Source organism: Methanimicrococcus blatticola, from assembly GCF_004363215.1.
Lineage (GTDB): Archaea > Halobacteriota > Methanosarcinia > Methanosarcinales > Methanosarcinaceae > Methanimicrococcus > Methanimicrococcus blatticola.
The window spans coordinates 93,075-117,845 of record NZ_SNYS01000008.1 but is presented as its reverse complement, the minus strand read 5'-3'; the positions used below and the strand labels follow the sequence as shown (position 1 = coordinate 117,845).

The following is a 24,771-nucleotide window of genomic DNA, read 5'->3' as shown; positions in this document are numbered from 1 at the left end:
AAAAATTTGAAATTTCATTTCTGTCAATACAATTCTGTAATAAAATGTTTCTGTTTCATGAAAAATGATGAAAAATGATAAAAAAAGAGAAAAAGAAAAAATTAAGCGTCAATGCCTTCTTCTTTCCAGATTTCAAAAGCTTCAACGACTTCCCATCCTTCAACGAAAATCATGCCGTTCTTTTCGCCGTAGGCTTTGGCATCTTCTTTTGACAATGCTTTGCCGTTGGTGTCATCCAACATCTCACAGACGACCATCGCGGGCGTTGTTCCCGCCATCAGCGCAAGCGCAATGGAGAGTTCCGTCTGGCCGCGGCGCTCATCCAGCAAACCCTTTGAAGCGCGAAGCGTTGCCGTGTGACCGGGCGTTCTGAATTCGGATGCGAAGTCAACGGGTTTTCCGTCAAGCGCGGTTTTTGTCATCTCGCCGAGGCGACGAATCGTGTAAGAGCGATCATCATCGGGAATGCCGGTTCTGTTTTCACGGTGGTTGACCCAAAGCGAAAAGGAAGATTTTTTGTCATATTGAATGTCGCCTTCCTTTTCAACGAAAGTGCCGATTTCCAATTTCGGATTGATTTTATCGTTGGTCGCGGCGGCGGTAACAACATCTGCCATGTACGGCAATTTCAAAAGATCCGAGGCATTCGGGCTGACGGCAACACAAATCAAACCGCCGCCGTCTTTTCTCATGGTTTTGACATCTTTCGGCTGAACCGCGGTTGCCGCAATCACGAAATCCGTTTCACCTTCACGCTTCTCGGAATCGTAAAGCAAAAAGAATTTGCCGTCTCGGATTACTTGAAGGGTGTTTTGGATTTTTTCGGAATATTTGCCGTCGTTTTGATTTTGTGTTTTGTTTTCCATTGTTTCACCTTTAATTTTTAGATTATTTAATTTAAGATAATTCGGATATCGAATAATAAGAATAAATAAGAAAATAATGAGAGGAAACGCGATCTGAAAGAAATATCAGCAGACTTCCCCGACGGTCACTTTAATTTCATCGCCGTCTTTTAATTTCAAAGCCTCGCGCATTTTCACGGGCGCGATAATTTCCAGCAGATCTATTTTATAATGCGTTCGTTCGGGAACGATAATGAAACAACAAACCCCGTTGATAAGTGCCGGATAACAGTCGCTTGCGCCGTAAGTTCGTTGGCCGTCGGAAAATCCGTCAATTTTGACGTACGGAAATTCTTCCATTTTCTTGCGCAAATCAAAGCAATACTCTTTGAGTTTCACATTCAATGTTCCCGGAAACGGTGTGAAGCCGAGTTTTTCCTGAAACTGTGCCATGTAGCCGTCAATCGAAATATAATATTGACCTTCCCCGAGGCCCGACACAACTGTCCCGTCCAAATCAATATGTTCCTTGACATCGAAAATCTTCTTGTAATCGGCAAATTCTTTTGACAGAAGCTTCATGCCTGCGGCAGAAATCAGAATCATCTGACCTGACGGATTAATTTCGCGCACGATTAATTCCTGTTGTTCCAAAAACTTGAGATTTCTGGAAATTGTTTTGTCGCTGGCTTCCAAATCCGTTTCCAATTCTTTCACGGAAATTTTGACCGGCTTTTGATCGCAGCCGAGAAGCGCCAGTGTTTTTAAATATTTGATTTGATCCATTTTCAACAAATCCCGTCTCAAAAATAAGATGATTCTCAAATATGAGACTGTGTTCTATTAATACCTTCCGACGAATCATATTTGGTCTGATCTGTCTGATATATTTGATCTGTCTGGTCTGTTTGATATATTTGATCTGTCTGGTCTGTCTGATATATTTGATTTGAACCGCCATTAAATATGCTTATATGGGATTGTTTTCTTTCTTTGCCTAAATACGATTATGTGAGAAATTATGTTTGAAGAAGAAAATGAAATTGAAATTAAATGCCCGAACTGCTCGCCGGCAGATGAAACTTGGCATGAAATTTTAAAGCCCGGACAAAGTCCTGTCGCCAAATGCATGGACTGCGGTCACGTTCACAGCTACCGCGTCCCGCGCGTGAAGATGAAAACCGTTAAAGCGATCATCAGCCAAATGGAAAATTCCGTTGTGATGCAGACGCTTTTGCCTGAAGATGAACGCTTTTTTATTGACGATGAATTTGTTGTCGAAGATATTAATTCCGGCGAAGTCATTCCGATTATAATTACAGTTTTAGAATGCGGCGACAAAAGAAAACCGTCTGCTCCCGTCAAAGAGATTGACACGATTTGGGGCCGCGCCATTGATGAAGTGACAATCAAAGTCGCGATTCAGCAGGGCGAAACCACTGATTCGATTGAGACAAAAGTGCCGGGCGATTTCAAATTTGTTGTCGGTCAAAATGTAAAACTTGACGGCAAAGATTACCCGATTGTTTCAATAAAAGTTCGCGGCGGCAGTTTCAAATCAAGAGACGGCGACTTTGTCCTTGCAAAAATGGTCAAACGCGTTTACGCAAAAAGACCGATGTACGGCAGACGCGGCAAATATTGAACTTTTTTCTTCATTTTCTTTTTATTCTTCACTTTTTTTTCGTTTTTATTTATCATTTTTTTCTTTTATTTCTTCATTTTTCGTTTTTTACAACTGTCATTTATTTTTTCATTTTTTTGATTTCATTCGGTTTTTACACTCAGTCGCTTCTTTTCGAAAATATTGATACAGATGAATATACGAATATATTAATGATTTAATATTGATTATGAATAAAATATTAGGCAAAATATATATACGAATATTACTTTTTTGGAGATTATAATATTATTTCAGCCGGGGAATGGAATGAAAAAATTAGTCAAATGGGCAGTTTCAATGACTGTCTTGATCTCTCTTTTTGCAGGTGTCATTCTTATCGCATCCGGAATAATTGATTTAAATTCCCTCCCGGATTCTCTCACAGATAACGAATTTGTTCAAGAGATTTCGGAAAAGATTCAAACGATAAACATATCTGTCAAATATGAAAAGCCGGTACGGTCTTTTTCTGCTGAAATCGAAACACCCGGATATGAAAATACAATACAACTGCCTCTATTGATATTAATATTCGGATTAACGGTGATTGTTGCCATCGTGAATCACAGCTTAAAAAAAGAATAAATCGGATATTTCAAAAAAATGAAATATACGTCGATTTTTTGAATCAGAATACATTTTCGGATTATTTTTTGAATCGGGATACAGTTTCTGATTATTTTTCATCTTTTGTTTTCGGTTTTATTTTGAGAATATAACGGATTTCGTCAACAAATAAATCCCAAACACCGAGAACGTCATCAATTAATCCCGGGAGCAATCTCATCGTGAGATAAGCAAAAACAATCAAAGCAACGCCGGACCCTGCTTTTCCGATGTAATGATGCGCGATTTCAAAACTGTTTGCGCCGAACCACAAATCGCCGTAAGCGACAACAATGAAGATGTTGCGAACCAGATTCAAAACGTAAATGACCGGAACCGTCAGCAAGAACGCAATTCCTTTGGATTTGGGAGAGCCCGGAACAGCCAGAATCAAACCCGTGAAAAAGGCAATGCTTTCGATGGCGGTACACGCTAAAATAACGACAACTCTGATGCCGTTGTAAGCAATTGTGTTGTAATCGGCAAGCGTTGCGTTGTAGCCGAGGAAATTCAGTAGCTCTACCGTTTGTGTTGCCACGGTTTCAATGATAAAATGATTGAGCGGCGGGAACAAACTAAACGGCATGTAAATGATGCAAACGACGGCGATTAGTTTTGTCAAATCAAAAAGCAATTTAACGCGACGGTTCAGTAAAACGGAATCGGCGTGTTTCGGATTTTCACGGCGCGTTTTGTTTTTGAAAGCGCGGGCTGCGAAATTCGCGAGCAGCAGACAAAATAAAAATAAAAGAATCGTCAACACGATGTTTGTGTAATCAGCTTTCGCGTAATAATAAGGAATGAGCGTGATCCAATAAAACCCGAATATCAGCCAGCCGGCACCGCAAATCATTTCAGCGATTTTATTATCCTTTTTCAAAAATATCGCCGCAATCATCAAAACAGCGGAAAACCAAAGCAAGCTTGTTGTCATTTATATCCTCATTTTAAATTAAAATAAATTAAATTTGAAATCTCAGATTTCATCGTATTTTTTCAGAATATCAATAAAAGAATCGGCGATAAAATCAAGTTTCTCTTGACCGAGACCGTATGTGCTCATTTTGAAATTCTTCGTCAGTCCGGGTTTGATGCCGTGAATTTTTTTGTCTTTCAATTCATCATAAAGGAAATAACGTCCGCGTTTTGCCTTTTCGGAAATGTTGAAAAAACCGGCGGCTTCAAAGAACATTAAATCGTGATTGTGCGGATTTTGCCCGAAAAGTTTGAACTTGCCGGTTTCTTCCAATTTTTGAATAAAACCGCGGGCGAGATGAACTTCTTTTTCCCAATTTTCGGGCTGCGTTCGTTCAACGACTTCCGGAAAAGACGCCATCAATGTCATGATCGGCGCGCCGCGTGACGTACAGCCGAGAAGTTCAACCTCTTTGACTTTGTTGTAAGCGGATTTGCGGAAAAGCTGCTCTGCCGCCTCGTCGCCGACGACGCCGAGAACGCCGACCGGACCGCAGGCCGACATAGACTTGTGACCGCTGCCGACAATATAGTCGACACCGAACTCTTTAGCGTTGACCGGCATTCGGCCGACCGCATAAGCACCGTTTAAGAGAACGGGAACATCGAATTCGTGAGAAATGGCGGCAATCTTTTTGACATCAGCCAAATTGCCGTAACTGCCGTCGGGATAAGTGAGAAGTGTTAAAAGCGGTTTTTTGCCGTATTTCTCAATACCTGTTTCAATGGCTTTGAGAAAATCTTCGGGCATGATTTCTTTTTCAGGCTTTTCGGTTTGAACAATTTCCAAACCGGCGCGTTCCGCTGCGACTTTGCTGGAATAATGCGCCCAAGCGTCCATCACGACATAATTATTTTTGTCAGCAGCAGTACTTGCAAGCGAATGCATGACAGCGAATTTGGATTCGCGCGCGCCGTTCATCACGCGAGCGGTGTCGGTTCCCAAGAATTCGGGAAGCGCTTTGTAAACAAATTCCTGAATCGGCGGTTTTTTAACCAAATCCAAAGCGCCGTTACAATAATCACAAACGGAATAACCGTCGCCCCACTCGATAAGAGCGTCGCGGGCCGCATCGGTTAAAAGACCGGCTGTCTGAAGCGGATCAATATTGATAAAATCACGCGTATCGCGTTTGATAAATTGAAACATTTGAAGATTATTGTTCGCTGCCACTTGTGCCACCTCAATAAAAATCCGGCATGAGTGCCGGAAAAAGTTGAAAAAAGAAAAGCAGAAGAATTATTTCTGCTGAACTGCCTTTGTAAAAGCGGTTGAAAACTCGTCACACATCGCCATGATTTTGTCGGCGACATCTTTTAAGATTTCAATCGGCTTTTCGCCGGGCATTGTTTTGATGTAGAGAACGGGTTCTCTCTCGACGGAATTGGATAATCTTTTCACGTCATAGAAAGCTGTTTCAATACGCGGGTCATCTAAAAGCGTCGCTTTGATAATGTTCATCAGGGTGTGTGTTTCCCCTTTGACGAGAATTTCCATCTCGTCTTTACTTTGTGAAAGAATTGTAAGTTCCATAATTTAATCTCACTTTAAGTCAAAATATTTGATTTTCAGAAATGAATGATTTCGGATAAATTTAACGGTGAAACCTTAAAAAAATTAAGGCGCGGAGGAAATGCCTTTGCCGTATCCTTCCGCAAGTTTGCGTCTTTCTCTGTTGCCGCAATTGCCGCAAACCAAACCCTCATCGCTCTTTGTGAGAGACGTTTTGCATTTGGAGCAGTACGCTTTCAAAACACCGAGTTCGGGCTCAACCGTTGACAAGCCGATTTTCTTGCTGTCAATGACTTTGGCGCGAACAATGTCACCGACACTGAATTCCTCGGCAACGGATTTGGCAAAGCCGTCTTTAATGTTGGAAACGTAAATTTCAGCATTTCCTTTGTTGACGATTTCTTCACCCAAACTCTTTTCAGCCGCAACAATATCAACGCGCGCATTGGATTCGCGGACATCGGTAATGGATGCGATGACAATGTCGCCTTCCGTAATCATGTTGAGCGTCTTTGTTTTCGGAATAACGGTAATCATGCGGTGTTCTTTGTTAACGCCGATAACGCCGGAAACGGTTGCGCGAATCGTGCCGTCATCATTAACGGTACCGAAGCCGGGCTTGTATTCTTCAATTGCGCCGACAATTTCGCCCGGGAAGACAAACTGTTTTGTCTTTTCGTAAACGATTTTCTCGGGGCGTTTCTTCTTTTCAGCGGGTTTTCTGCCGCCGAAGCCGCCTCTGCCGTTGCGGTCATTGCGTCCGCCGTTACGGTCTCTGCCGCCGTCTCTGTCTCTGCCGCGTCCGTCCCGGCTGCCGCGGTCACCATTGCCGTAATTGCTGCGGCCGTCACGGTCATTGCTGCGACCATTGCGGTCACCGTTGCGGCTGTTTTCGCCGCGGTCAGATCTTCTGTCAGAGCGCTCCGCCGAAGCAGGTGCACGGCGCGGTCTTTCTTCGGGCTGCTCTTCTGCCGCATCGGGTGCCGAGCGCGCGGTTCTGCGAACAACGCGTTTTGCAGGCGCATCCGCCTCGGGCTTTGCCGCGACTTCAGGCTTAGGTTTTCTCGGGATACGGGATTTCGGCGTATCTTCTGCGGGAGCAGCATTAACCGGCTCGGACGGTTCGAACGATTTCGGGTCTTCCGCCTTTCCTGCGGCGTCTTTCAATCTTCTTCTGATTGGTTTTTTTTGCACTCTGCTCATAAATGAACCTTCGTAATTTGATAATTGTGAATCCGGACAGCGAATTAATTCGATCGCCGTCGTTTAAACATATAATTGCTGACCATTCAGCGTTGTTATATTCAATTCGGTGAAATGAATATACATTAAACATAGATAAAATAATCTTTTCAGGAAATCAGCGTCGTGACTCAATCCTGTAAATTTCAACATCGATTGACAGAATATCTTTCTTATGAAAATCAAATGTTTTTCGTATCGGAAAATCTGTTATAAAACAATCTGTTACAACAGCGGGTTTAATAAATTTTTCTATAAAAGCGCGGCTGCCTTTATTGTGAATGGAATAAATCACATTGCCCGCCGCAAGCGCCGCTTCCAAAAACGGCCGATCGTTTCCTTTTTCCTGCGCTCCAAACGGCGGATTCATGAGAATCGTATCGGCCCGTTTCAATTCACCGCTTTCAATTTTTTCAGAAATGTTTGAAACATTTGAGACGATAAAATCAATATCAAATTCAGACTCAGACCCCTGAATTTCAGAACACATCAAAGCCGCGTTATTTTTCGCCCCGAGAACCGCCGATTCGTCAATATCAAAACCGGTCACCTCAGAAGCACCCAAAATTGCCGCGCCGATGGATAAAATTCCGGTGCCGCAGCCGAGATCGTAAACGGTTTTGCCTTCAATATCGCCGCTCATAAACGCCAAATGAAGAAACGGCGCGGCAACGACAGCAGGCGTTTTGTACTGCTCGTAACCGACATTCGGGGATTCAAACCCTTCCACTTTTTCAAGTGCCATTTCCAATTTTCTGAGTTTCATGATCGGTGACGGAATTATTCAAACATCCGCTCTCCCAAATATTTATCGTGAGGCACAATCAGGCATTTGTCAATTTCCTTCCAATAACTTTCGTACAAATCCTTTTGCGCGGCACCGTAATGCTCGATTGTCTCAAATTCCCAATAAAGCAAATATTTAACGCTTTTAACAACGCGGGTCAGTTTTTTCGGCGGCAGCCCTTCTTTGATTTGTTCAAAATCAATATTGTAACCCCGTTTTATAAAACGAAGCAGAAGCAACCCGTCGCGCTGTTCCATAAATCGGGCGGCATCGTTCATGAGAGATTCAAAGTTATCGACTTTGTCGGGTTTGACTTGATAAACGCAAATTTCAGAAAAAGACATTCTTCGCCTTCCTTTTTCACTTTCTTTTGACTTTCTTTTGACTTTCTTTTGACTTTCTTTTTGATTTAATCCTGCCCGCCTTCCAAGATTTCATCCAAAACCAAATCTTCCCACGCCCGCTCACCCAAAACGATTTCAAATTCCTGCGGCGTTAAAACCGGTGCGGGATATCTTCCGGAATCATCAATTGCCAACCGCGGGCAGGCGGTATTGACAAAAGCGTCCGCCTTAAACGAAAGCATTTGATCGGGCGACACGAAATCCATGAACAAAACAAAAGCCGTTTTCCCGTGCGCTTCTGCTTTCGCTTTCAAAGATTCCGCCAACGATTTTCGATACTGTCCGTTTTTGGTTGAAACAATAATACAAAACGTTTCTGCATCCGCCGCGTTTCCGATGACCGCGCTTCGCTGCATCAAAAATTTGCGGTCACTGAGCTCAAAAACATCAGATGTAAACGGGTCGGCGCAAACCACGCGTTTTTTAGATGAAAGCGCGGCACCGATCGGATGAAATTGACCGCTGCCGATATACAAAAGCGCGCCGCATTTTTCAATTTCATCAGAATGCGCCGCCGAGAAATTGCACCCGAGAATTTGACCGGGATAAGCGATTCTTCGATCGCCCTCGGCAATAATGACGGTTTTGCCGGCCGCTTCCAAGATTTGCTTGGCTTGTGTCAATTGGTGGACATGCTGAACCGTTGTCACCAATCCGATTGTCTGTTCCGGCAGAAGCGGAAGCGCAGACTTGACCGCATCGGAAATGTCAACTTTGGAACGCGCTTCAACGAAGCGGACTTTCTTTTCAATATCGCCCTGTTTGAGTTCGGCGTGCCCGAAATGGAAAAACAGATCAGATTTTTCAAGCAAACGCATATCCAGATCGCAGGCGCCGAAACACGGATCGGCAGAAATATAAACGGTTGATCCTGTTTTTTCTTCGATTTGAGACGCAATTTCAAGCGCGTGTTTTTTCAATCCTTCAGGAAACTGGAGACCGACAACAATTTCACCGTTTTTTTCTGTTTTAATTTTTTCAATCTCTTCAAAAACGGTTTTTATTTCAAAATCATAAGAAGAAGCGGAAAATGTCGGAAGCTGAGTCATTTCACGCCCCCGATAACCGTCACGCCGTCTTTTGAAACGGAAATGTCAACCAATACCGTCACGTCAACGCCTGTTTTTTCTTTGATGTGACCCATTCCTTCACCGCGCCCGATGACGCAATAAACGCCTGCGACATCCGCCCCCATGCCGTTTAATGTTTCCAGCAACGGCAAAAGCGTTCCGCCCGTGCTGATAACGTCATCAACAATAAGAATGCGGTCGCCTTTTTTGAGACCGTTGATAAAAAGAGCGCCTTTGGAATAACCGGTGGATTGCGACAATTCAACTTCGCCGACCATTCCGTATTTCCTTTTGCGGATAATTGAGACCGGAATCCGCGTTTTTAATGAAAGCGTTGTTGCAATCGGGATTCCCATCGCTTCAACAGTGACGATTTTATCAATCCCGCCGACTTTGCCGTCAGCGATAATAAAATCTGCAATTTCCTCTAAAATTGCGGGATCCGTTTCGGGAATACCGTCTGAAATCGGATGAATAAAATAATTGTAAATCTGCCCGTCACATTCCTTTTGAATCACGGGCGCCTCTTCTAAGGACTTTTTAAGTTTCTCAAGCATATTCGTATCTCAAAGAATTCAGCGTATTTATATTTCACTTTAAACGGCTCATTGTACTGCCCGCCGTCTGCGCGCGTGAGTTGCACAGATTTTTAAAAAAGAAGAAAAAAGAAACGACGTTTTTTCAAAAAATAAAAAAGAAATTAAGGCCGATATTCAGCGGCCTCTTTAAATCTGACAACCAAAAAACTGTTGTCAAACGACGTTAAGAACCAGCCGGCTTTCGGACCGGACGGCTGTCCCAAAAGTGCCGTGTAAATTGCGGAAAAGAAATTTTTGGTATCAATTTCTTCGGCTGGAATTTCGCCGCCGGCGTATTCTTCCATTTTCTTTGAAATGGGAGACGCGGGCTCTTTGGTTTCATAAACGATGCGCTGAATGTCTTCGGGACCGAGTTCTTTGTCCGCTGCTAAAAGCTCATCCGCAAACGCTTTTAAGAATGCGCGCTGCGTGTTTGTCAACGATGCAGCCTGAACCGGAACGGTGTCTTTGACGCCGAATTTGGCGAAAGACGGCGCGTATTTGTCAAGCCAAAGACCGACATTGTGCGCCATTAAATTGATAATTTCGGGATCTTCATCAAAACCGGAGCGTTTGGCAATCGCGTCAATTTTGTCCAAATCACCGCCGGCAACCTGATAAATGGTTACCATCTGTTTAAACGGAATCTTCGACTGCTTCACGTCTTTGGACTGAGACAAGCTGACGATGCGCTTTTCAAATTCGGACGGTTCTTCTTTGTCGCGCAAGCGTTCGTATTCGTCCACCAAATTCAAAAGCGGTTGTCCGGGGTCGAACTTAATGTGCTTTTCCGGGCGCGTTTTCATGATTAAGAAACGCAACGCTTCCGGCGGAACAACGTCAAGCATATCTGAAATAGAAACAACGACACCGGATGACGAAGACATCGCGCCTTTTTCGCCGAGCATGATCCATTCATAAACAATTGGAAGCGGCGGTTCGTTGTTGAAAATTTCACGGGATATTCTAATGCCTGAATCGTAAGAGCCGCCGCTTGATGCATGGTCTTTACCGAACGGCTCGGCGGTAACGCCTAAAATTTTCCACTTTGCCGGCCATTCCACACGCCAGGTCAGCTTGCCGCCGCCGGTCATGGACACTTTGCCGGATGTGCCGCAAGCGGGGCAGTCGTAACTGACCGTCTCTTCCGCTTCGTCAAAGCCTGTGACTTTCGCGCTGTTGATGCGTTTGCAGCCCTCACAAATCGGATTAAACGGACTCCAGTCTTCCTGAACTTCTTTGCCGGAAACTTCTTCCAAAATCTTGGCAATCGCGTCGCGGTTTTTAAGCGCGGTTTTGATGGCGTCAACGAATTTGCCGGCCTTGTAGAGTTCATCCGTTCTCTTCACTTCAGGGTGAATGCCGAGCGTTTCCATTGCGGCGATAAACGGTTCTAAAAAGTGATCGGCATAGCTTTTGTGTTGACCGCACGGGCAGGGAATTTCAGAAATCGGTTTGCCGACGTGCTGCGCATAGTCTTCTTCTTTTAAAAACGGATAGACCTTGCGAAGCGGGTCGTAATTGTCGGCGATGTAGAAAAAGTCTGGCTCTTCGCCTTTGTTTTTCAAAGCGCAGTAAACGGCGTCCGCTGTCAGCACTTCTCTCATATTTCCGATATGAATGTGGCCGGAAGGCGTAATTCCGGTTGAAATCACATTCTTCTTGTTTTTTGTCGTCGCCTCTTCCGCAACGACATCTGCCCAGTGGGTAATCTCTGTCATATTATTTCCTTAAAAATTGATAAAAATTAAAATAAATCGATTTGAAGTGATGTCTTAATCATTCTTTTTTATTAAAACTTTCTCATTTCAAATCGGGGTCGTAATCAGCCGCCAATTCTTCAAAGGGCTCGTAATCGTAATGCGTCAGGCATTCTTTCAATGATTTATTGGAAAGATAAATCAATTTCAAATCATCACGCTCTGTCGGTTCGTTGCCGCAGGCAATGGAAATGAATTCCGCCAAATCATAAACAGGAAGACCGGCGTTTTCGGGACCGTTCTCTTTTCCCGACATATAACCGCCTTCAATGATATTTTTCATACAGCCGCCGCAATTTGTAATAATAATATCACTGTCGAGGCTTTTGGCATATTCATGAACGTCGGCGGCCTGATCAACTGATTTTTTCGGAAAAGACGTACGAACGCCGCCGCCGAAACCGCAGCAGATTGAACCGTCAGGCGTCGGATTGACAAGTTCAGCGCCGGGAACAGCAGACAAAACGCGGCGCGGGTCTTCATAAATTCCGAGCGCACGTGTCAAATGGCACGGGTCCTGATAGAAAATCCGAAGTTTGCCATCGGGGTTGTCATTTTTGTCGCTGCCGACAGAGTTACCGCTGCCGACAGTGCTGCTGCCAACAGTGCTGCCGTCATCCCCTGCACTGCTTTTGAAATATTCGTCCATATCTCTTTTGAAATTCAATTTGCCTTCATTCAGCAACCGGGCGAAGTATTCCGATGTTTGAAGAACTTCAAAATTCAGATTTTCAAATTTCTGCGGATAGAGTAATTTAAAAGCGCGGTAGCAACCGGGGCACGTCGTAATTAAAATTTTAGAACCGCGGGCATTGATTTCATCAATATTTCTCTGCCCGAGTTTTTCCAAAGGAACAGTATTGCCGGCACCCGCCGACACAGAGCCGCAGCAATAATCAACGCCGCTCATCACAGAATAATCAACGCCGGCGGCATTCAATGCTCTGACGGTGGATTTCCCGACAACTTTATTCATGCAGGAAGCGGCGCAACCCGGGAAATAAACAACATCGCTCTTTCGCCCTTCGTTTTTAAATTCAACCGGATTTTCCCATTCACCGATTTTTTTGTAAATATTATTGTTTGAAAACGGATCGACCAATCCTTGTTCTTCGGATGCGCCGCGGATTTTTGTCTTTTTCTCGCGGGACGCGGAAATGAGCTTTCGGATGCCCAAATCTTCGGGACAGGCAACCGTGCAGACATTGCAGGTGTAGCAAAGGCGAATATCGAATTCCAGCGGGCGTCCTTCTTCCTCTTTGCCGCCCGATTGAATGTAATCGCAAAGAGAAGGAATCATGTCAACCGTGTCATAGCTTGGGCAGACATCAATGCACAAGCCGCACATGCTGCATTTATCAGTATAAAGTTGAATGAGGTCCATAAATAATCCTTTTTGTTTTTGAAAAACTTATATCTATGAGGCAATTTATTATTTCAGCCTCAACAAATTGCAAATAAAATATCTTTTATGCAGGCAAATGATTAAAAAGTATTCTGAAATTTTAAGATTTGAAATAAAAGGAGACACTCATGGCAGGAAACACTTTCGGCAATGTTTTTCGAATCACGACTTGGGGCGAATCTCACGGTCCCGCTGTCGGTGTCGTGATTGACGGCGCGATTCCCGGAATTGCAATCACAGCCGAAGAAATCCAAAAGGAATTGGACCGCAGAAAGCCCGGCCAAAGCGATGTCTCCACATCACGTAAAGAATCCGACACGGTTGAGATTCTCTCCGGCGTTTTTGAAGGGAAAACAACCGGAACGCCGATTTCTCTTTTGATTCGAAATACGGATCAAAATTCTTCTTCTTACGATGACCTGCGCGACACACCGCGTCCCGGGCACGCCGATTTCGGTTACGCCGAAAAATACGGCATTCGTGACCATCGCGGCGGCGGGCGCAGCTCGGGCAGAGAAACGGCCGCAAGAGTCGCGGCAGGCGCGGTTGCCAAGAAGATTTTAACGCAGTACGGCATTGAAGTCGTCTGCCATACGGTTCAAATCGGCAAGGTTTGCGCCGATTCGGCAATTATATCACAATTCTCTTTTGATGAAATCAAAGAAAATATTGAAACGAATCCCGTTCGCTGCGCCGACTCCGAGACGGCGGCGAAAATGGAAGCCGAGATTTTAGCCGCCAAAGAAAAAGGCGATTCCGTCGGCGGAATTGTTGAAGGACTCATCCGCGGTGTTCCCGCAGGACTCGGCGAACCAGTTTTTGACAAATTGGACGCGGACTTGGCAAAAGCGATTATGAGCATCGGCGCCGTCAAAGGATTTGAAATCGGCGGCGGATTTGATGCGGCCGCGTGCTGCGGCAGCGAATTTAATGATGCGTTTGAAATCAACAGCGAAAACGGAAGAATTAAAACCGTAACAAACAATGCCGGCGGCATTCTGGGCGGCATTTCAACCGGTGAGACGATTCGATTCAGAGCGGCGATTAAGCCGACACCATCTGTTTCGACGGTTCAGAAAACAGTCAATCTGAAAGACATGACGGAAACGGAAATCGTAATTTCAGGTCGGCATGATCCGGTGATTGCGCCGCGTTTTGTTCCGGTCGGCGAAGCGATGGCGGCAATTGTGATTTTGGACCACTTGATGAGAAACGAAGCTTTACATTTATCAATTCAAAAATAAAAACGAAGAGAGGAAAATTAATGGATTACAAAAATGAAGGAAACTGCCCGCACGGACACGGCGCGGCAATGCCTCAAGCGGAAGGCGGCGTTCGTCCTCCGAGAATTTTAGCGTGGGAAACGACCGGTGCATGCAATTTAAAATGCAAACACTGCCGCGGCTCGTCCACGGAAGACGTTTCCGAAGGCGAATTGTCAACAGCGGAAGCCAAAAAACTGCTTGACGATATTCGCGAAACCGGAACGCCGATTATTATTCTCAGCGGCGGCGAACCATTAATGAGAGAAGACATTTTCGAAATCGCGCGTTACGGAACAGATTTGGGATTCCGTATGACGCTTGCAACCAACGGCGTTCCCGTGACGGAAGAAGTCGCTCATAAAATCAAAGACGCCGGCATTCAGCGTGTCAGCATCAGCTTGGACGGCCGTGAAAAAACGCATGACGCGTTCCGAATGATTCCGAACTGTTTTAACGATTCCATGAAAGGCATTGAAAATTTGAAAAAAGCGGGCGTTGAGTTTCAAATCAACACGACGGTTTCCAAATTCAATCTTCACGAAATCGAAGATGTTCACAATTTTACCAAAGAAATCGGCGCGGCAGCGCACCACTTTTTCTTTTTGGTTCCGACCGGCCGCGGCGCGGAATTAACGGAATTTGAAATTACGCCCGAAGAATATGAAGTCGCTTTGGAATTGCTTCATGATTTATCCCGCAAAACTGATTTACAAATTCGTCCGACCTGCGCGCCGCATTATTTCAGAATATTGCGCCAGCGCGCCAAAAAAGAAGGCATTGAAATCACGCCGAAAACACACGGCTTGGACGCGATGACAAAAGGATGCCTCGGCGGCATTTCTTTCGGATTTATTTCAAGAAACGGCGATGTCAATCCGTGCGGCTACCTCCCCGTATCCGCCGGAAACGTGCGTCAGCAATCTTTTAAAGACATTTGGGAAAACGCAAAAGTGTTCAATGATTTGCGCAATTACGACGCGTATAAAGGAAAATGCGGTGCCTGCGAATACAAGACGGTTTGCGGCGGCTGCCGTGCCCGCGCTTATTCCGAGACGGGCGACTATATGGAAGAAGAGCCTCTTTGTTCTTATTATCCGGAGGGATATTGAATGGCAGCGGTACAAAATAAACCCGTTGAATTGGATGAAATTGATCGAAAACTCATCAATTTAATTCAGCTGAATTTTCCGGTTTCTGCTCATCCGTTTGAAGACATTGCCGCTGAAATCGGCACAACCGAAGATGTTGTGATTGACAAGCTCAGCCGCTTGAAAAAGGAAGGCGTGATTCGCCGAATCGGCCCGATCATCAACACACGCGGCATCGGCGGAACGAATACGCTTGCCGCAGTCAAAGTGCCGGAAAATCAGATTGATAAAGCGGCCGCAGTCATCAACAGATATGACGAAGTGTCTCACAATTATCTCAGAAATGAAGAATATAATATTTGGTTCACGGTGTCGGCGCCGACGCAGGACCGGCTGAATCAAATTTTGTCGGAAATTCAAACGGAACTGGATTGTCCGCTTTTGGATTTGCCGACGATTAAACAATTCAAAATACAGGTGAATTTCCATGTCTGAACAAAAACCGGTTTGGAAATCCGATATGGATGAAATTGATGAAAAACTCATTCGTTTGATTCAGGACGGCATTGAATTCACGCATTCGCCCTTTGCCGCGGCGGCGGTCGAGCTCGGCATTTCAGAAGATGAAATTGTCAGCCATTTGAAAAAATTAATTGAAGAGAAAAAAATCCGCCGTTTCGGCGCGTCAATCGGTCACATCGCGCTCGGTTTTACAGCAAACGGCATGGGTGTTTGGGATATTCCCGAGGACAAAATTGAAGAAATCGGGCAAAAAATGGCGTCGTTTCACGAAGTCAGCCATTGCTACCAGCGACCGAGATCGGAAGAGTGGCCTTATAATATGTATACAATGATTCACGGCCGAACGCAGGACGAATGTAAAGCGGTCGCTGAAAAGATTTCAATTGCTGTCGGCATTTCCGAGTACAAACTTGTTTTCAGCGAAAGAGAATTGAAGAAAAAAGGCGTTCGAATCTGACTAGAAGAAATGAAGGAGAAAGAGAAATGACAATACCGCCGCAGGATGAAATGAACCCGTATCTGCCTTTAATGATTGATTTTACGGACAAGATTGTCGTTATTTTCGGCGGCGGCGCTGTCGGCGAGCGCAAGGTGAAGCGTTTTGCCGAGAAGGCACTTGTCACGGTTGTCAGCTCGGGTTTGACGCCGGACCTTCGGCAAATGGAAAAAGAAGATTCGATTTTGTTTATTGAAAAGAATCTGGATGAATTGACCGACGGCGAAATTTTTGACTGCATGTCGGATGCTTTTTTGGCGATTGCGGCAACTTCTGATTCAGCTGTCAACCGCCGGATTGTTTCAATGGCAAAAACCGCCGGCGTTTTGGTGAATGACACTGAAAAAGCTGACGAAGTCATTATTCCTTCTTTTATTGAACGCGGCGGGCTTCAAATCGCGATTTCATCGGGCGGCGAAAGCCCGGCGGTGACAAAATACGCCCGCATGAAAATTGAAGAAGCGATTGATGATGATTTAGAACTCATGATTGAGCTTCAGAATGAAATGCGCGAATATTTGAAAACGGTTGAGTCGGATCAAAAGAAGCGGCAGGAAGTTCTGTGGAATATTATGAATGATGAAGAAATTTGGAAACTGCTGCCGGCGGATTTCGAAAAAGCGAAAGAGAAAGCGATGAATAAAGTTTGAGATTATCATTTTTACATCGTTTAGCGGGAAACATTCATATTTGAGTTGAATTAATTAGTATTACTTTTGACTTCAATTAATCATACGATTTTTTAGGTTGTATCATGAACGAAATTTCAAGCATGGTTATCTCTCACAAAAAAGCGACAGTCGCTGAAATGGAATGCGCGTGGCCGCTGACAACCGAAGAGATGCTCGAAAAGCTCTATGAGAGTGAACTCGTTTATGAATGTGTTATTTTAAAAACATGCAACCGCGCTGAAATTTATGTTGTTTCCGAGAAGGGAAGCAGCGTTTTATTCAATTTTTCAAAAGCGATCGGCGTTGAGACCCGAATCGTTGATTTCCATGACCATGAAGAATCATTGGATCACCTGCTTCGGCTTTCCTGCGGTTTGGAATCCATGATTATGGGCGAAGACCAGATTCTCGGCCAAATCCGTGACGCTTACAATTTGGCGGTCAAAAAGAAAACAATCGGGCGCATTTTGGACACGGCGTTTACAAAAGCGATTCAAGTTGGCAAACGCGCCCGCACGGAAACCCGGATCAATGAAGGATCTGTTTCCATCGGCTCGGCTGCTGTCGAGTTGGCGGAAGACACGCTTGGCGGACTGGACGGCAAAACCATCATGGTTGTCGGTGTCGGTGAAATCGGCGTTTTGGTTGCCCGCGCGCTGGCAGATAAGAATTTGGAAGGCATTTACATTTCCAACCGAACGCACCAAAAAGCGCAGGAATTGGCATATGACCTCGGCGGCGAAGCGATTTTATTTGATGATGTTCCCGATTATTTGAAAAATGCCGATGTCGTTATCAGCGCAACCGGCGCGCCGCATTATGTGATTACGAAAAAAATCGTTGAAGAGGCTGTTCCGAAAAGAAACGGCAAACCGCTTTTTATGGTTGATATCGCCAACCCGAGAGATATTGAAGAATCCGTCAATGATTTAGACGGCGTCACACTTTGCAACATTGATAATTTGCGCGTCATCAGCGAAAAAACGCTTAAAATGCGCAATGAAGAAGCCAAAAAAGTCATTGAAATCATCAATGAAGAATTGGATTTGCTCGGCAAGCAATACAAAAGACAGAAAGCGGATGACATTATTGCCGCTTTATACAGAAGCGTTTACGACATTCGTGAAGAAGAGAAGCAAAAAGCGGTCAACAAATTCCGCGTAAAACATACCATCGGCGATTTTGAAGAGAAAATTTTAGAAAACTTAACGCACAGCATTGCCAATCAAATTCTGGCCGAGCCGACTAAAATTCTCAGAAACGCGGCGGAATCAGATGACGACGATTTGTTGGAAGCTGTCGCCCGCGTGTTTAATATTGAACACACAACCGAAGAATAATTTTTTTGACGAATTATTTTGTTTTTTTGATTTACTTAATTCGTTTGAATTGAAAAAGCAGACACCTCTTTTTTAATTTGTTTTGTTGTGTGTCGACTCGACTGTGTGCATCTGCTCTCGACTATGTGCATCTGCTCTCGACTGTGTGCATCTGCTCTTTTTTATGGCAGCCGTTCGCTTGCGCGAACGTGACACTATTACCTTACTGTTTGAGTTGACGCTGCTACCTTACTGTTTGCGTTACTGCTGCTATCTTACTGTTTGCGTTACTGCTGCTACCTTACTGTTTGCGTTACTGCTGCTATCTTACTGTTTGCATTGCTGCCTGCTACCTTGCCGTTTGCTGCCGCCGACTGCCGCGCCGCCGTCGAACAATCACCCTGAAATGAATACATTTTTCAAATGCAGCCGTCATTTTTAAATTATTTTGGAAAGATTTTACATTTTTATAAAAAATCTTCCAAAAAGAGCCAATTTTGCCCGAATCTTGAGAAAAGCATAAATAGTAAATATGAAAGTCTAAAAACAAGAATTGTATTGGCAACGATACAGGATGAATTTCAGAGGCATAATATGGAGAAAATGAAAGATATTCTCGGAGAACCGATGGATTTAGTCATTGTTTCACTCAATGAAGACGAAGATTACGGCATTTGTGTGATATCGGTTCGTGATGATGATCCCATTTATCAAATTAAAATGTTCCAGAATCCCTTGGATTTGGAAGATAAAAGCCTGACAAAGGCATTGGAAGAACTTGAAGATTATTCCAAAGTCTTCACCGAAGAATCCAATGACATCTACGAAATTTTAAATGTCCATCGCGACTTCTGGCTTCAGCCGGAAATCACATCTGATGAATGCGACAAACTTCCCGTCACAGTCGTTTCAAGCTGGTCCGAATTGGAAGAAGTTGTTCGCAAAGGAAAATTGAAAGGATTGTTCAATTATTTTGCATTGGATGATAAATAATTGTATTTCTGTTTTTACTTATTTTGCCGATGCGGAGAATGCCGGCAAAACTACTTTTATTCTTTGTAATATCCGATTTTAAACATTTGATGCCACCCGGCCAGCATAATTTTCGGAAATAAAAACAAGAATTTATTTTTTCATATCCGTGCAAACCTGTTCATTTCATATATATTTTCGCGGAATGCGAAAGCTATTTTATGTAAATGCATCTTAATTCTTTCACATACCCGTTCAAGGTTTTTTTTGAAAAAACCGCACAGGAGAAAACAATCATGTTTCCGCAGACCCGAATGAGACGCTTAAGATACGGAAAATTAAAAGACATGGTCAGAGAAAACACACTGACTGTCAACGATTTGATTTATCCGTTTTTCGTGGATGAAACAACGGATAAAAAAATCGACGTCGCTTCCATGCCTGGCGTTTCCCGCTGGCCGCTCGCGCAAGCCGTCGATGCCGCCCGCGAAGCATATGATTTGGGCATTCCCGCCGTTTTGATTTTCGGCATCCCGAAGACAAAAGACGCGGAAGGAAAGTCAGCTTACGGCGATGATGATGTCGTTCAGGCTGCTGTCCGCGCCATTAAAGCGGAATTCGGAAAGGATTTGATTGTGATTACCGATCTTTGCATGTGCGAATACACCGACCACGGTCACTGCGGAATCGTGAATTTCGAAACGCACGATGTTGTCAATGATCTGACGCTTCCGATTCTCGGAAAAATTGCAGTCAGCCACGCCAAAGCCGGCGCAGATATTGTCGCCCCGTCCGGAATGATGGACGGCATGATTGAAGCGATCCGCTCGGCATTGGATGAAAATGGTTTTGAAAACACGCCGATTATGTCTTATTCTTCGAAATACGCGTCCGTCTTTTACGGTCCGTTCAGGGACGCGGCCGACTCGGGATTCTGTTTCGGTGACCGTTCTGAATATCAAATGGACCCGGCCAACAGCGATGAAGCGATTCGCGAAACCGAATTGGATGTTTTGGAAGGCGCCGACATGCTGATGGTAAAGCCCGGCATGCCTTATTTGGATATTGTTTACAGAATCAAGCAGGAATTCGGATTGCCGCTTGCCGTTTATCAAGTCAGCGGCGAATACGCGATGATTAAAGCGGCTGCTGCAAACGGCTGGCTGGATGAAGAAAAAGCATTTTATGAAGCCTGTCTTTCCATGAAAAGGGCGGGCGCTGACATGATTATTACTTATTACGCCAAAGAATTGGCAATGATTTTAGCGGAAAAATGACGGTGACGATGATGAATTTTGAAAAATCAGAAAAATTGTACAACACTGCAAAAACAATGATTCCGGGAGGTGTCAGCAGCCCGGTCCGCGCGATTAAACCGTTTCCGTTTTACACCGCTTCTGCAAACGGTTCTAAAATTTACGATGAAGACGGCAACGAATTTATTGATTATTGCATGGCGTACGGGCCGATGATTTTGGGTCACAATCCGGCGGTTGTTCGTCAGGCAATTGAAAAGCAACTTGAAAAGAGCTGGCTTTACGGAACGCCGAGCGCATTGGAAATTGAAATGGCGAACCGGATTTCAAACTTATATCCGTCGATTGAAATGATGAGATTCGTTTCATCGGGGTCGGAAGCGACGATGAGCGCGATCAGATTGGCGCGCGGATTTACGAAAAAGAACAAAATCATCAAGATTGAAGGCGGATTCCACGGCGCGCACGATGCTGTTTTAGTGAAAGCCGGCTCCGGCGCGACAACGCACGGAGAGCCGAATTCTCCCGGAATTCCGACGGGTGTAACGGAACACACGCTTCAAGTGCCTTACAATGATATTGAAAAAATGACAGAAGTCATTGAAAAGAATAAAAATGATATGGCAGCCGTCATTTTGGAGCCGGTTCTCGGCAACATCGGACCGGTTTTGCCCGAAGGCGATTATTTAAAAGAATTGCGCGCGGTGACTGCTGAAAATGATGTTTTGCTCATTTTTGACGAAGTGATTACCGGATTCAGACTGGCGCCGGGCGGTGCTCAGGAATATTTCGGCATCAAGCCGGATTTAACAACGCTCGGAAAGATTGCCGGCGGCGGTATGCCGATTGGAATTTTCGGCGGTCGCAAAGATATTATGGAAATGATTTCACCAAACGGTCCCGTATATCAGGCCGGAACATTCAGCGGAAGCCCGTGTTCTATGTCTGCCGGCATCGCCGTTTTGGATTATTTGAAAGAAAACAACGTTCAGGAAACTTTGAACAAACGCGGCGACGTTTTCAGAAAAATGCTTTCGGATGTTGTCACAGATAAAAAACCGGATTATTATGTCGGCGGATTATCGTCCTTGTTTGTGATTTTCTTCGGCGGCAAACCGTTGAATTATCAGGACGTTTTGAAATGCGATTCCGCTAAATACATGGAATTCTTCCACAAAATGCTGAATTCAGGCGTCTTTTTGCCGCCGTCGCAATTTGAAACAAATTTCATTTCACTCGCGCACACCGATGAGGATTTCAGCAAAACGGCTGAAGCGGTTGAAAAGAATTTGATTTAAGCGGAACGAAGAAAACGGAAAAAAGAGGGGCGAAATGGAACACTTCATCAAATGTCCGGCATGCTGTATGACAGATGTCGTGCCGACGGAAATCGGCAGAGGCGCAGGAGACAAATATATCTGTGCCGGCTGCAATCACGGTTTTACGGTAAAATATACGAAAACGCCCCAAACGATTGTGGAACAATATTGGAAAAGAGCGCTGATCGCCGCAATCCTATTGCTGTAGATCGGGGTTTTGATTTGGTTCTTCTTTTTAAGATGAATGGAAATGAACGGGAAACAAAAAGGAAAGTAATTATGATTATCGGAACAAGAGGAAGCCGGCTTGCGTTGGTTCAAACAAGAAAAGTCGCCGCGCTTTTGAAAGAAAAAGGAATCGAGACGGATGAACAAATCATTAAAACCGACGGTGACCGCTTCACCGACAGACCGCTCTACCAGGTTTCAACCGGCGTCGGTGCGTTTGTTCGTGAACTGGATGACGCGATGATTGCAGACGGCATTGAAATTGCCGTTCATTCCATGAAAGATCTGCCGACCGTCCGCCCGGACGAATTGGTGACAGCAGCGGTTTTACCGCGTGATTCTCCTTATGATGTTCTTTTGACAAAAGCCGGTTTAACAATTGATGAGCTTCCGAAAAACGCAATCATCGGGACGAGCTCCATGCGCCGCCGCGCTCAGCTTCTGCGCTACCGCCCGGACTTAACAATTGAAGAGTTGCGCGGAAACATTGACACGCGCCTTCGAAAACTCGAAGAAGGACAATATGACGGCATTATTTTAGCCGAAGCCGGTTTGGAGCGGATGGGCTGGAACGACATGGTCCGCACGCGCTTGGACATTGATATGTTTACGCCGTCTCCGAATCAGGGAACGGTTGCCGTGGTCGCGCTTGCCGGAACGCCGGCTGTTGACGCTGTTGCGCTTTTGAATGATGAAAAATCCCAAATTGAAACAACGATTGAAAGGCTTGTTGTGAAAGATTTGGAAGGCGGCTGCACAACGCCGATCGGTGCTTACGCGAAATTTGAATCAAACGGCAAAAGGATTCGTGTGCGCGCTGAAGTTCTGTCCTGTGACGGTACAAAAAGCATCAAAGTGGATGAAAAGATTTCTGCCGACAACTGGGCGGAAGAAGCTGAAAAACTCGGTAAGGACTTGGCGAATTCCGGCGGAAAAATGCTTGCTGAAGAAGCGATTTGCTACATTCAGGAACTGAAAGATCAAAAAGAGAAGAAATAAAAAGAGAAAAATAAAAAAGGTAAAATTATGGTTTATATAGCGGCAGGCGTTCCTCTTAAAAATCCGACAATTTTAGCGGCCGGCATTCTCGGAACAACCGGCGCGTCCATGACACGCGTAATTCAAAACGGCGCAGGCGCGGTTGTCACAAAATCAATCGGCCCGGTTCCGGTTTACGGCCATGCCAATCCGTCTATGATTACACTTAATGCCGACGGCGGCAAAGGGCAGACATTCGGTTATTTAAACGCGATGGGTCTCCCGAATCCGTCTTACGGTGAATTCACGCAGGAAATCGAATTTGCCAAAAAGAACGGCGACGCGCCCGTTATCGCAAGTATTTTCGGCGGCGACTCAAAGGATTTCGTTGCCGTCGCAGAAGGGCTTATGCCGTCAAAACCCGATGCTTTTGAATTGAATTTAAGTTGCCCGCACGCGAAAGGTTACGGCGCGGACATCGGCAGCCAGCCCTGTCACGTGGAAGAAATTACAGCGGCGGTTAAAAATGCCGTTGATGTGCCTGTTTGGGTGAAGCTGACGCCCAATGTCGCCAACATTAAAGACATCGGTCTTGCGGCTCAAGCCGGCGGCGCTGACGCTGTTGTTGCGATTAATACAGTTCGCGGAATGGTGATTGACATTCATTCCGGCTGGCCCGTTCTCGGCAACCGTGCCGGCGGCATGTCCGGCCCCGCGGTAAAACCCGTTGCGGTGAAATGCGTTTATGATTTGTATGAAGCGCTTGAGATTCCGGTAATCGGTGTCGGCGGCATTTCTTGCTATGAAGATATGATTGAAATGATGATGGCCGGCGCTTCCGCGGTTCAAATCGGTTCGGCGGTTTACGAGAGTGACCGGATTTTTGAAAATATTTGGGCCGGCGCGCAGCAATTTATGAAAGAAAACGGTTACGCGTTTGATGAGCTCATCGGCATGGCGCACAGGAGGAAATGAAATGGCTGAGAACTGTCAATGTTTTTCGGGCGGCTTTCCGATGAACGCGAAAATTATTGAAATTATTGATGAAACAAATACGGGCAAAAGAACGCTTCTTTTTGACCGTGAATTTGAAAACATGAATCCCGGCAATTTTTGTATGGTTTGGATTCGCGGCGTAGATGAAATCCCGCTCGGCTGCGCTTACAAAAACGGCGTGACTTTCCAAACGGTCGGTCCCGCGACAAATGCGCTTTTCGACTTGAAAGTCGGTGACAGCGTCGGTCTTCGCGGCCCGCTCGGCAATCCGTTTACGCTTCCCGAGAAAGGCGAAAAGGTTTTGATCATTTCAGGCGGCATCGGTGCGGCACCGCTCGCGCCGCTGGCTGAAAAATCAAAAGAAATCGGCGCGGACGTGACAATCATTCTCGGCGCAAGAAGCGAAGCCGATTTGATTTTTGAACAGCGTTTCGGCAAAACCGGAGAAGTCCTGCTCACAACCGATGACGGAACCAAAGGACGAAAAGGATTTGTCACAGATATTTTAGCGGAACTTGATTTGACAAAAATCGATAAAATTTATGTTTGCGGTCCCGAAATGATGATGAAATTCGTCATGAAAATCTTAATTGAAAAAGACGCGCTTGAAAAGGCAGAGTTTTCGATGGAACGCTATTTCAAATGCGGCATCGGTGTTTGCGGCGCTTGCTGCATTGACACGCTCGGCGTTCGCGTCTGCAAAGACGGGCCTGTTTTCAAGGCGGAAACATTGATTGATTCCGAATTCGGGAAATATCACCGCGATGCTTCCGGGAAAAGAATATCTTATTGATTTCGTTGCTCGCCGCA

The 24,771-nt window shown here is 45.1% G+C and carries 28 protein-coding genes; 16 read left to right on the top strand and 12 right to left on the bottom strand.

Features of this window, described 5'->3' with window-relative positions:
- Positions 1-101: 101 nt before the first annotated feature.
- Positions 102-866 carry a 3,4-dihydroxy-2-butanone-4-phosphate synthase gene (ribB, locus tag C7391_RS05010; protein ID WP_133517455.1) on the bottom strand — a complete coding sequence of 255 codons (765 nt, stop codon included), beginning with the start codon at positions 864-866 and terminating at the stop codon, positions 102-104.
- A 105-nt stretch (positions 867-971) separates the two neighbouring features.
- Complete coding sequence (locus tag C7391_RS05005) at positions 972-1,631, bottom strand: winged helix-turn-helix domain-containing protein/riboflavin kinase (protein ID WP_133517454.1); 660 nt, start codon at positions 1,629-1,631, stop codon at positions 972-974.
- Positions 1,632-1,866: 235 nt separating this feature from the next.
- Here C7391_RS05005 and C7391_RS05000 point away from each other — a divergent pair, with 235 nt between their 5' ends.
- Positions 1,867-2,490 (top strand): HVO_0476 family zinc finger protein, encoded by a 624-nt coding sequence (locus C7391_RS05000; protein WP_133517453.1) that lies wholly within the window; start codon positions 1,867-1,869, stop codon positions 2,488-2,490.
- Positions 2,491-2,778: 288 nt separating this feature from the next.
- The gene (locus tag C7391_RS04995) at positions 2,779-3,096 is read left to right on the top strand and encodes a hypothetical protein (RefSeq protein ID WP_133517452.1); all 318 of its coding nucleotides are present in this window, start codon (positions 2,779-2,781) and stop codon (positions 3,094-3,096) included.
- A gap of 91 nt (positions 3,097-3,187) precedes the next feature.
- Here C7391_RS04995 and artA read toward each other — a convergent pair whose 3' ends face one another.
- The 10 genes from artA to C7391_RS04945 form a co-directional block, all read right to left on the bottom strand.
- On the bottom strand, positions 3,188-4,051 hold the full coding sequence (artA, locus tag C7391_RS04990; protein ID WP_133517451.1) for an archaeosortase A: 864 nt from the start codon (positions 4,049-4,051) through the stop codon (positions 3,188-3,190).
- Between the two features lie 42 nt (positions 4,052-4,093).
- Positions 4,094-5,266, bottom strand: coding sequence for an O-phospho-L-seryl-tRNA:Cys-tRNA synthase (gene pscS / locus C7391_RS04985; protein WP_279526729.1), 1,173 nt, complete (start codon positions 5,264-5,266; stop codon positions 4,094-4,096).
- 66 nt (positions 5,267-5,332) lie between these two features.
- A complete protein-coding gene (locus C7391_RS04980) occupies positions 5,333-5,626 on the bottom strand; it encodes a DNA-directed RNA polymerase subunit L (protein WP_133517450.1) in 294 nt (97 codons plus the stop codon).
- An 84-nt stretch (positions 5,627-5,710) separates the two neighbouring features.
- Complete coding sequence (locus tag C7391_RS04975; RefSeq protein WP_133517449.1) at positions 5,711-6,808, bottom strand: exosome complex RNA-binding protein Csl4; 1,098 nt, start codon at positions 6,806-6,808, stop codon at positions 5,711-5,713.
- Positions 6,809-6,965: 157 nt separating this feature from the next.
- A complete protein-coding gene (locus C7391_RS04970; RefSeq protein ID WP_133517448.1) occupies positions 6,966-7,613 on the bottom strand; it encodes an METTL5 family protein in 648 nt (215 codons plus the stop codon).
- 14 nt (positions 7,614-7,627) lie between these two features.
- Complete coding sequence (locus tag C7391_RS04965) at positions 7,628-7,978, bottom strand: hypothetical protein (RefSeq protein ID WP_133517447.1); 351 nt, start codon at positions 7,976-7,978, stop codon at positions 7,628-7,630.
- Between the two features lie 65 nt (positions 7,979-8,043).
- Entirely contained in the window at positions 8,044-9,087 is a 1,044-nt protein-coding gene (gene dph2, locus C7391_RS04960) for a diphthamide biosynthesis enzyme Dph2 (protein WP_133517446.1), read from the bottom strand.
- Entirely contained in the window at positions 9,084-9,665 is a 582-nt protein-coding gene (gene hpt, locus C7391_RS04955) for a hypoxanthine/guanine phosphoribosyltransferase (RefSeq protein ID WP_133517445.1), read from the bottom strand. The genes dph2 and hpt overlap by 4 nt, the downstream gene beginning before the upstream one ends.
- 143 nt (positions 9,666-9,808) lie before the next feature.
- On the bottom strand, positions 9,809-11,407 hold the full coding sequence (gene lysS / locus C7391_RS04950) for a lysine--tRNA ligase (protein ID WP_133517444.1): 1,599 nt from the start codon (positions 11,405-11,407) through the stop codon (positions 9,809-9,811).
- An 82-nt stretch (positions 11,408-11,489) separates the two neighbouring features.
- The gene (locus C7391_RS04945; protein WP_133517443.1) at positions 11,490-12,830 is read right to left on the bottom strand and encodes a (Fe-S)-binding protein; all 1,341 of its coding nucleotides are present in this window, start codon (positions 12,828-12,830) and stop codon (positions 11,490-11,492) included.
- Between the two features lie 149 nt (positions 12,831-12,979).
- Here C7391_RS04945 and aroC point away from each other — a divergent pair, with 149 nt between their 5' ends.
- The 14 genes from aroC to C7391_RS04875 all read left to right on the top strand — a co-directional run bounded on the left by aroC (position 12,980) and on the right by C7391_RS04875 (position 24,754).
- On the top strand, positions 12,980-14,095 hold the full coding sequence (gene aroC / locus C7391_RS04940; protein WP_133517442.1) for a chorismate synthase: 1,116 nt from the start codon (positions 12,980-12,982) through the stop codon (positions 14,093-14,095).
- 20 nt (positions 14,096-14,115) lie between these two features.
- Positions 14,116-15,225 carry a heme b synthase gene (ahbD, locus tag C7391_RS04935; RefSeq protein WP_133517441.1) on the top strand — a complete coding sequence of 370 codons (1,110 nt, stop codon included), beginning with the start codon at positions 14,116-14,118 and terminating at the stop codon, positions 15,223-15,225.
- Entirely contained in the window at positions 15,226-15,699 is a 474-nt protein-coding gene (gene ahbA / locus C7391_RS04930; RefSeq protein ID WP_133517440.1) for a siroheme decarboxylase subunit alpha, read from the top strand.
- On the top strand, positions 15,692-16,183 hold the full coding sequence (ahbB, locus tag C7391_RS04925; RefSeq protein WP_223611001.1) for a siroheme decarboxylase subunit beta: 492 nt from the start codon (positions 15,692-15,694) through the stop codon (positions 16,181-16,183). Before ahbA ends, ahbB begins: the two co-directional genes overlap by 8 nt.
- 26 nt (positions 16,184-16,209) lie before the next feature.
- Positions 16,210-16,872: a precorrin-2 dehydrogenase/sirohydrochlorin ferrochelatase family protein gene (locus C7391_RS04920; RefSeq protein WP_133517439.1), complete on the top strand. Its 663-nt coding sequence runs from the start codon at positions 16,210-16,212 to the stop codon at positions 16,870-16,872.
- Positions 16,873-16,976: 104 nt separating this feature from the next.
- On the top strand, positions 16,977-18,233 hold the full coding sequence (hemA, locus tag C7391_RS04915; protein ID WP_133517438.1) for a glutamyl-tRNA reductase: 1,257 nt from the start codon (positions 16,977-16,979) through the stop codon (positions 18,231-18,233).
- Between the two features lie 145 nt (positions 18,234-18,378).
- On the top strand, positions 18,379-18,654 hold the full coding sequence (locus C7391_RS04910; RefSeq protein WP_133517437.1) for a hypothetical protein: 276 nt from the start codon (positions 18,379-18,381) through the stop codon (positions 18,652-18,654).
- Between the two features lie 152 nt (positions 18,655-18,806).
- On the top strand, positions 18,807-19,205 hold the full coding sequence (locus tag C7391_RS04905) for a hypothetical protein (protein WP_133517436.1): 399 nt from the start codon (positions 18,807-18,809) through the stop codon (positions 19,203-19,205).
- A gap of 275 nt (positions 19,206-19,480) precedes the next feature.
- Entirely contained in the window at positions 19,481-20,461 is a 981-nt protein-coding gene (hemB, locus tag C7391_RS04900) for a porphobilinogen synthase (protein ID WP_133517435.1), read from the top strand.
- A gap of 8 nt (positions 20,462-20,469) precedes the next feature.
- Entirely contained in the window at positions 20,470-21,738 is a 1,269-nt protein-coding gene (hemL, locus tag C7391_RS04895) for a glutamate-1-semialdehyde 2,1-aminomutase (RefSeq protein ID WP_133517566.1), read from the top strand.
- 34 nt (positions 21,739-21,772) lie between these two features.
- Positions 21,773-21,967, top strand: a complete 195-nt coding sequence (locus C7391_RS04890; protein ID WP_133517434.1) for a hypothetical protein — start codon at positions 21,773-21,775, stop codon at positions 21,965-21,967.
- A gap of 71 nt (positions 21,968-22,038) precedes the next feature.
- Entirely contained in the window at positions 22,039-22,986 is a 948-nt protein-coding gene (gene hemC / locus C7391_RS04885) for a hydroxymethylbilane synthase (RefSeq protein ID WP_133517433.1), read from the top strand.
- Positions 22,987-23,013: 27 nt separating this feature from the next.
- Positions 23,014-23,940 carry a dihydroorotate dehydrogenase gene (locus C7391_RS04880; RefSeq protein WP_133517432.1) on the top strand — a complete coding sequence of 309 codons (927 nt, stop codon included), beginning with the start codon at positions 23,014-23,016 and terminating at the stop codon, positions 23,938-23,940.
- 1 nt (position 23,941) lies between these two features.
- The gene (locus C7391_RS04875; RefSeq protein ID WP_133517431.1) at positions 23,942-24,754 is read left to right on the top strand and encodes a dihydroorotate dehydrogenase electron transfer subunit; all 813 of its coding nucleotides are present in this window, start codon (positions 23,942-23,944) and stop codon (positions 24,752-24,754) included.
- Positions 24,755-24,771: the final 17 nt, after the last annotated feature.

Coding starts and splice junctions, on each gene's coding strand:
- ahbB (WP_223611001.1), top strand. CDS start 15,692: ATGTCTGAACAAAAACCGGTTTGGAAATCCGATATGGATGAAATTGAT.
- C7391_RS04945 (WP_133517443.1), bottom strand. CDS start 12,830: ATGGACCTCATTCAACTTTATACTGATAAATGCAGCATGTGCGGCTTG.
- C7391_RS04905 (WP_133517436.1), top strand. CDS start 18,807: ATGGAGAAAATGAAAGATATTCTCGGAGAACCGATGGATTTAGTCATT.
- hemC (WP_133517433.1), top strand. CDS start 22,039: ATGATTATCGGAACAAGAGGAAGCCGGCTTGCGTTGGTTCAAACAAGA.
- C7391_RS05000 (WP_133517453.1), top strand. CDS start 1,867: ATGTTTGAAGAAGAAAATGAAATTGAAATTAAATGCCCGAACTGCTCG.
- hemB (WP_133517435.1), top strand. CDS start 19,481: ATGTTTCCGCAGACCCGAATGAGACGCTTAAGATACGGAAAATTAAAA.
- dph2 (WP_133517446.1), bottom strand. CDS start 9,087: ATGACTCAGCTTCCGACATTTTCCGCTTCTTCTTATGATTTTGAAATA.
- C7391_RS04980 (WP_133517450.1), bottom strand. CDS start 5,626: ATGGAACTTACAATTCTTTCACAAAGTAAAGACGAGATGGAAATTCTC.
- ahbA (WP_133517440.1), top strand. CDS start 15,226: ATGGCAGCGGTACAAAATAAACCCGTTGAATTGGATGAAATTGATCGA.
- artA (WP_133517451.1), bottom strand. CDS start 4,051: ATGACAACAAGCTTGCTTTGGTTTTCCGCTGTTTTGATGATTGCGGCG.
- hpt (WP_133517445.1), bottom strand. CDS start 9,665: ATGCTTGAGAAACTTAAAAAGTCCTTAGAAGAGGCGCCCGTGATTCAA.
- C7391_RS04970 (WP_133517448.1), bottom strand. CDS start 7,613: ATGAAACTCAGAAAATTGGAAATGGCACTTGAAAAAGTGGAAGGGTTT.
- ribB (WP_133517455.1), bottom strand. CDS start 866: ATGGAAAACAAAACACAAAATCAAAACGACGGCAAATATTCCGAAAAA.
- lysS (WP_133517444.1), bottom strand. CDS start 11,407: ATGACAGAGATTACCCACTGGGCAGATGTCGTTGCGGAAGAGGCGACG.
- C7391_RS04890 (WP_133517434.1), top strand. CDS start 21,773: ATGGAACACTTCATCAAATGTCCGGCATGCTGTATGACAGATGTCGTG.
- C7391_RS04965 (WP_133517447.1), bottom strand. CDS start 7,978: ATGTCTTTTTCTGAAATTTGCGTTTATCAAGTCAAACCCGACAAAGTC.
- C7391_RS04920 (WP_133517439.1), top strand. CDS start 16,210: ATGACAATACCGCCGCAGGATGAAATGAACCCGTATCTGCCTTTAATG.
- C7391_RS04880 (WP_133517432.1), top strand. CDS start 23,014: ATGGTTTATATAGCGGCAGGCGTTCCTCTTAAAAATCCGACAATTTTA.
- C7391_RS04875 (WP_133517431.1), top strand. CDS start 23,942: ATGGCTGAGAACTGTCAATGTTTTTCGGGCGGCTTTCCGATGAACGCG.
- C7391_RS04975 (WP_133517449.1), bottom strand. CDS start 6,808: ATGAGCAGAGTGCAAAAAAAACCAATCAGAAGAAGATTGAAAGACGCC.
- C7391_RS05005 (WP_133517454.1), bottom strand. CDS start 1,631: ATGGATCAAATCAAATATTTAAAAACACTGGCGCTTCTCGGCTGCGAT.
- hemL (WP_133517566.1), top strand. CDS start 20,470: ATGATGAATTTTGAAAAATCAGAAAAATTGTACAACACTGCAAAAACA.
- aroC (WP_133517442.1), top strand. CDS start 12,980: ATGGCAGGAAACACTTTCGGCAATGTTTTTCGAATCACGACTTGGGGC.
- C7391_RS04995 (WP_133517452.1), top strand. CDS start 2,779: ATGAAAAAATTAGTCAAATGGGCAGTTTCAATGACTGTCTTGATCTCT.
- hemA (WP_133517438.1), top strand. CDS start 16,977: ATGAACGAAATTTCAAGCATGGTTATCTCTCACAAAAAAGCGACAGTC.
- ahbD (WP_133517441.1), top strand. CDS start 14,116: ATGGATTACAAAAATGAAGGAAACTGCCCGCACGGACACGGCGCGGCA.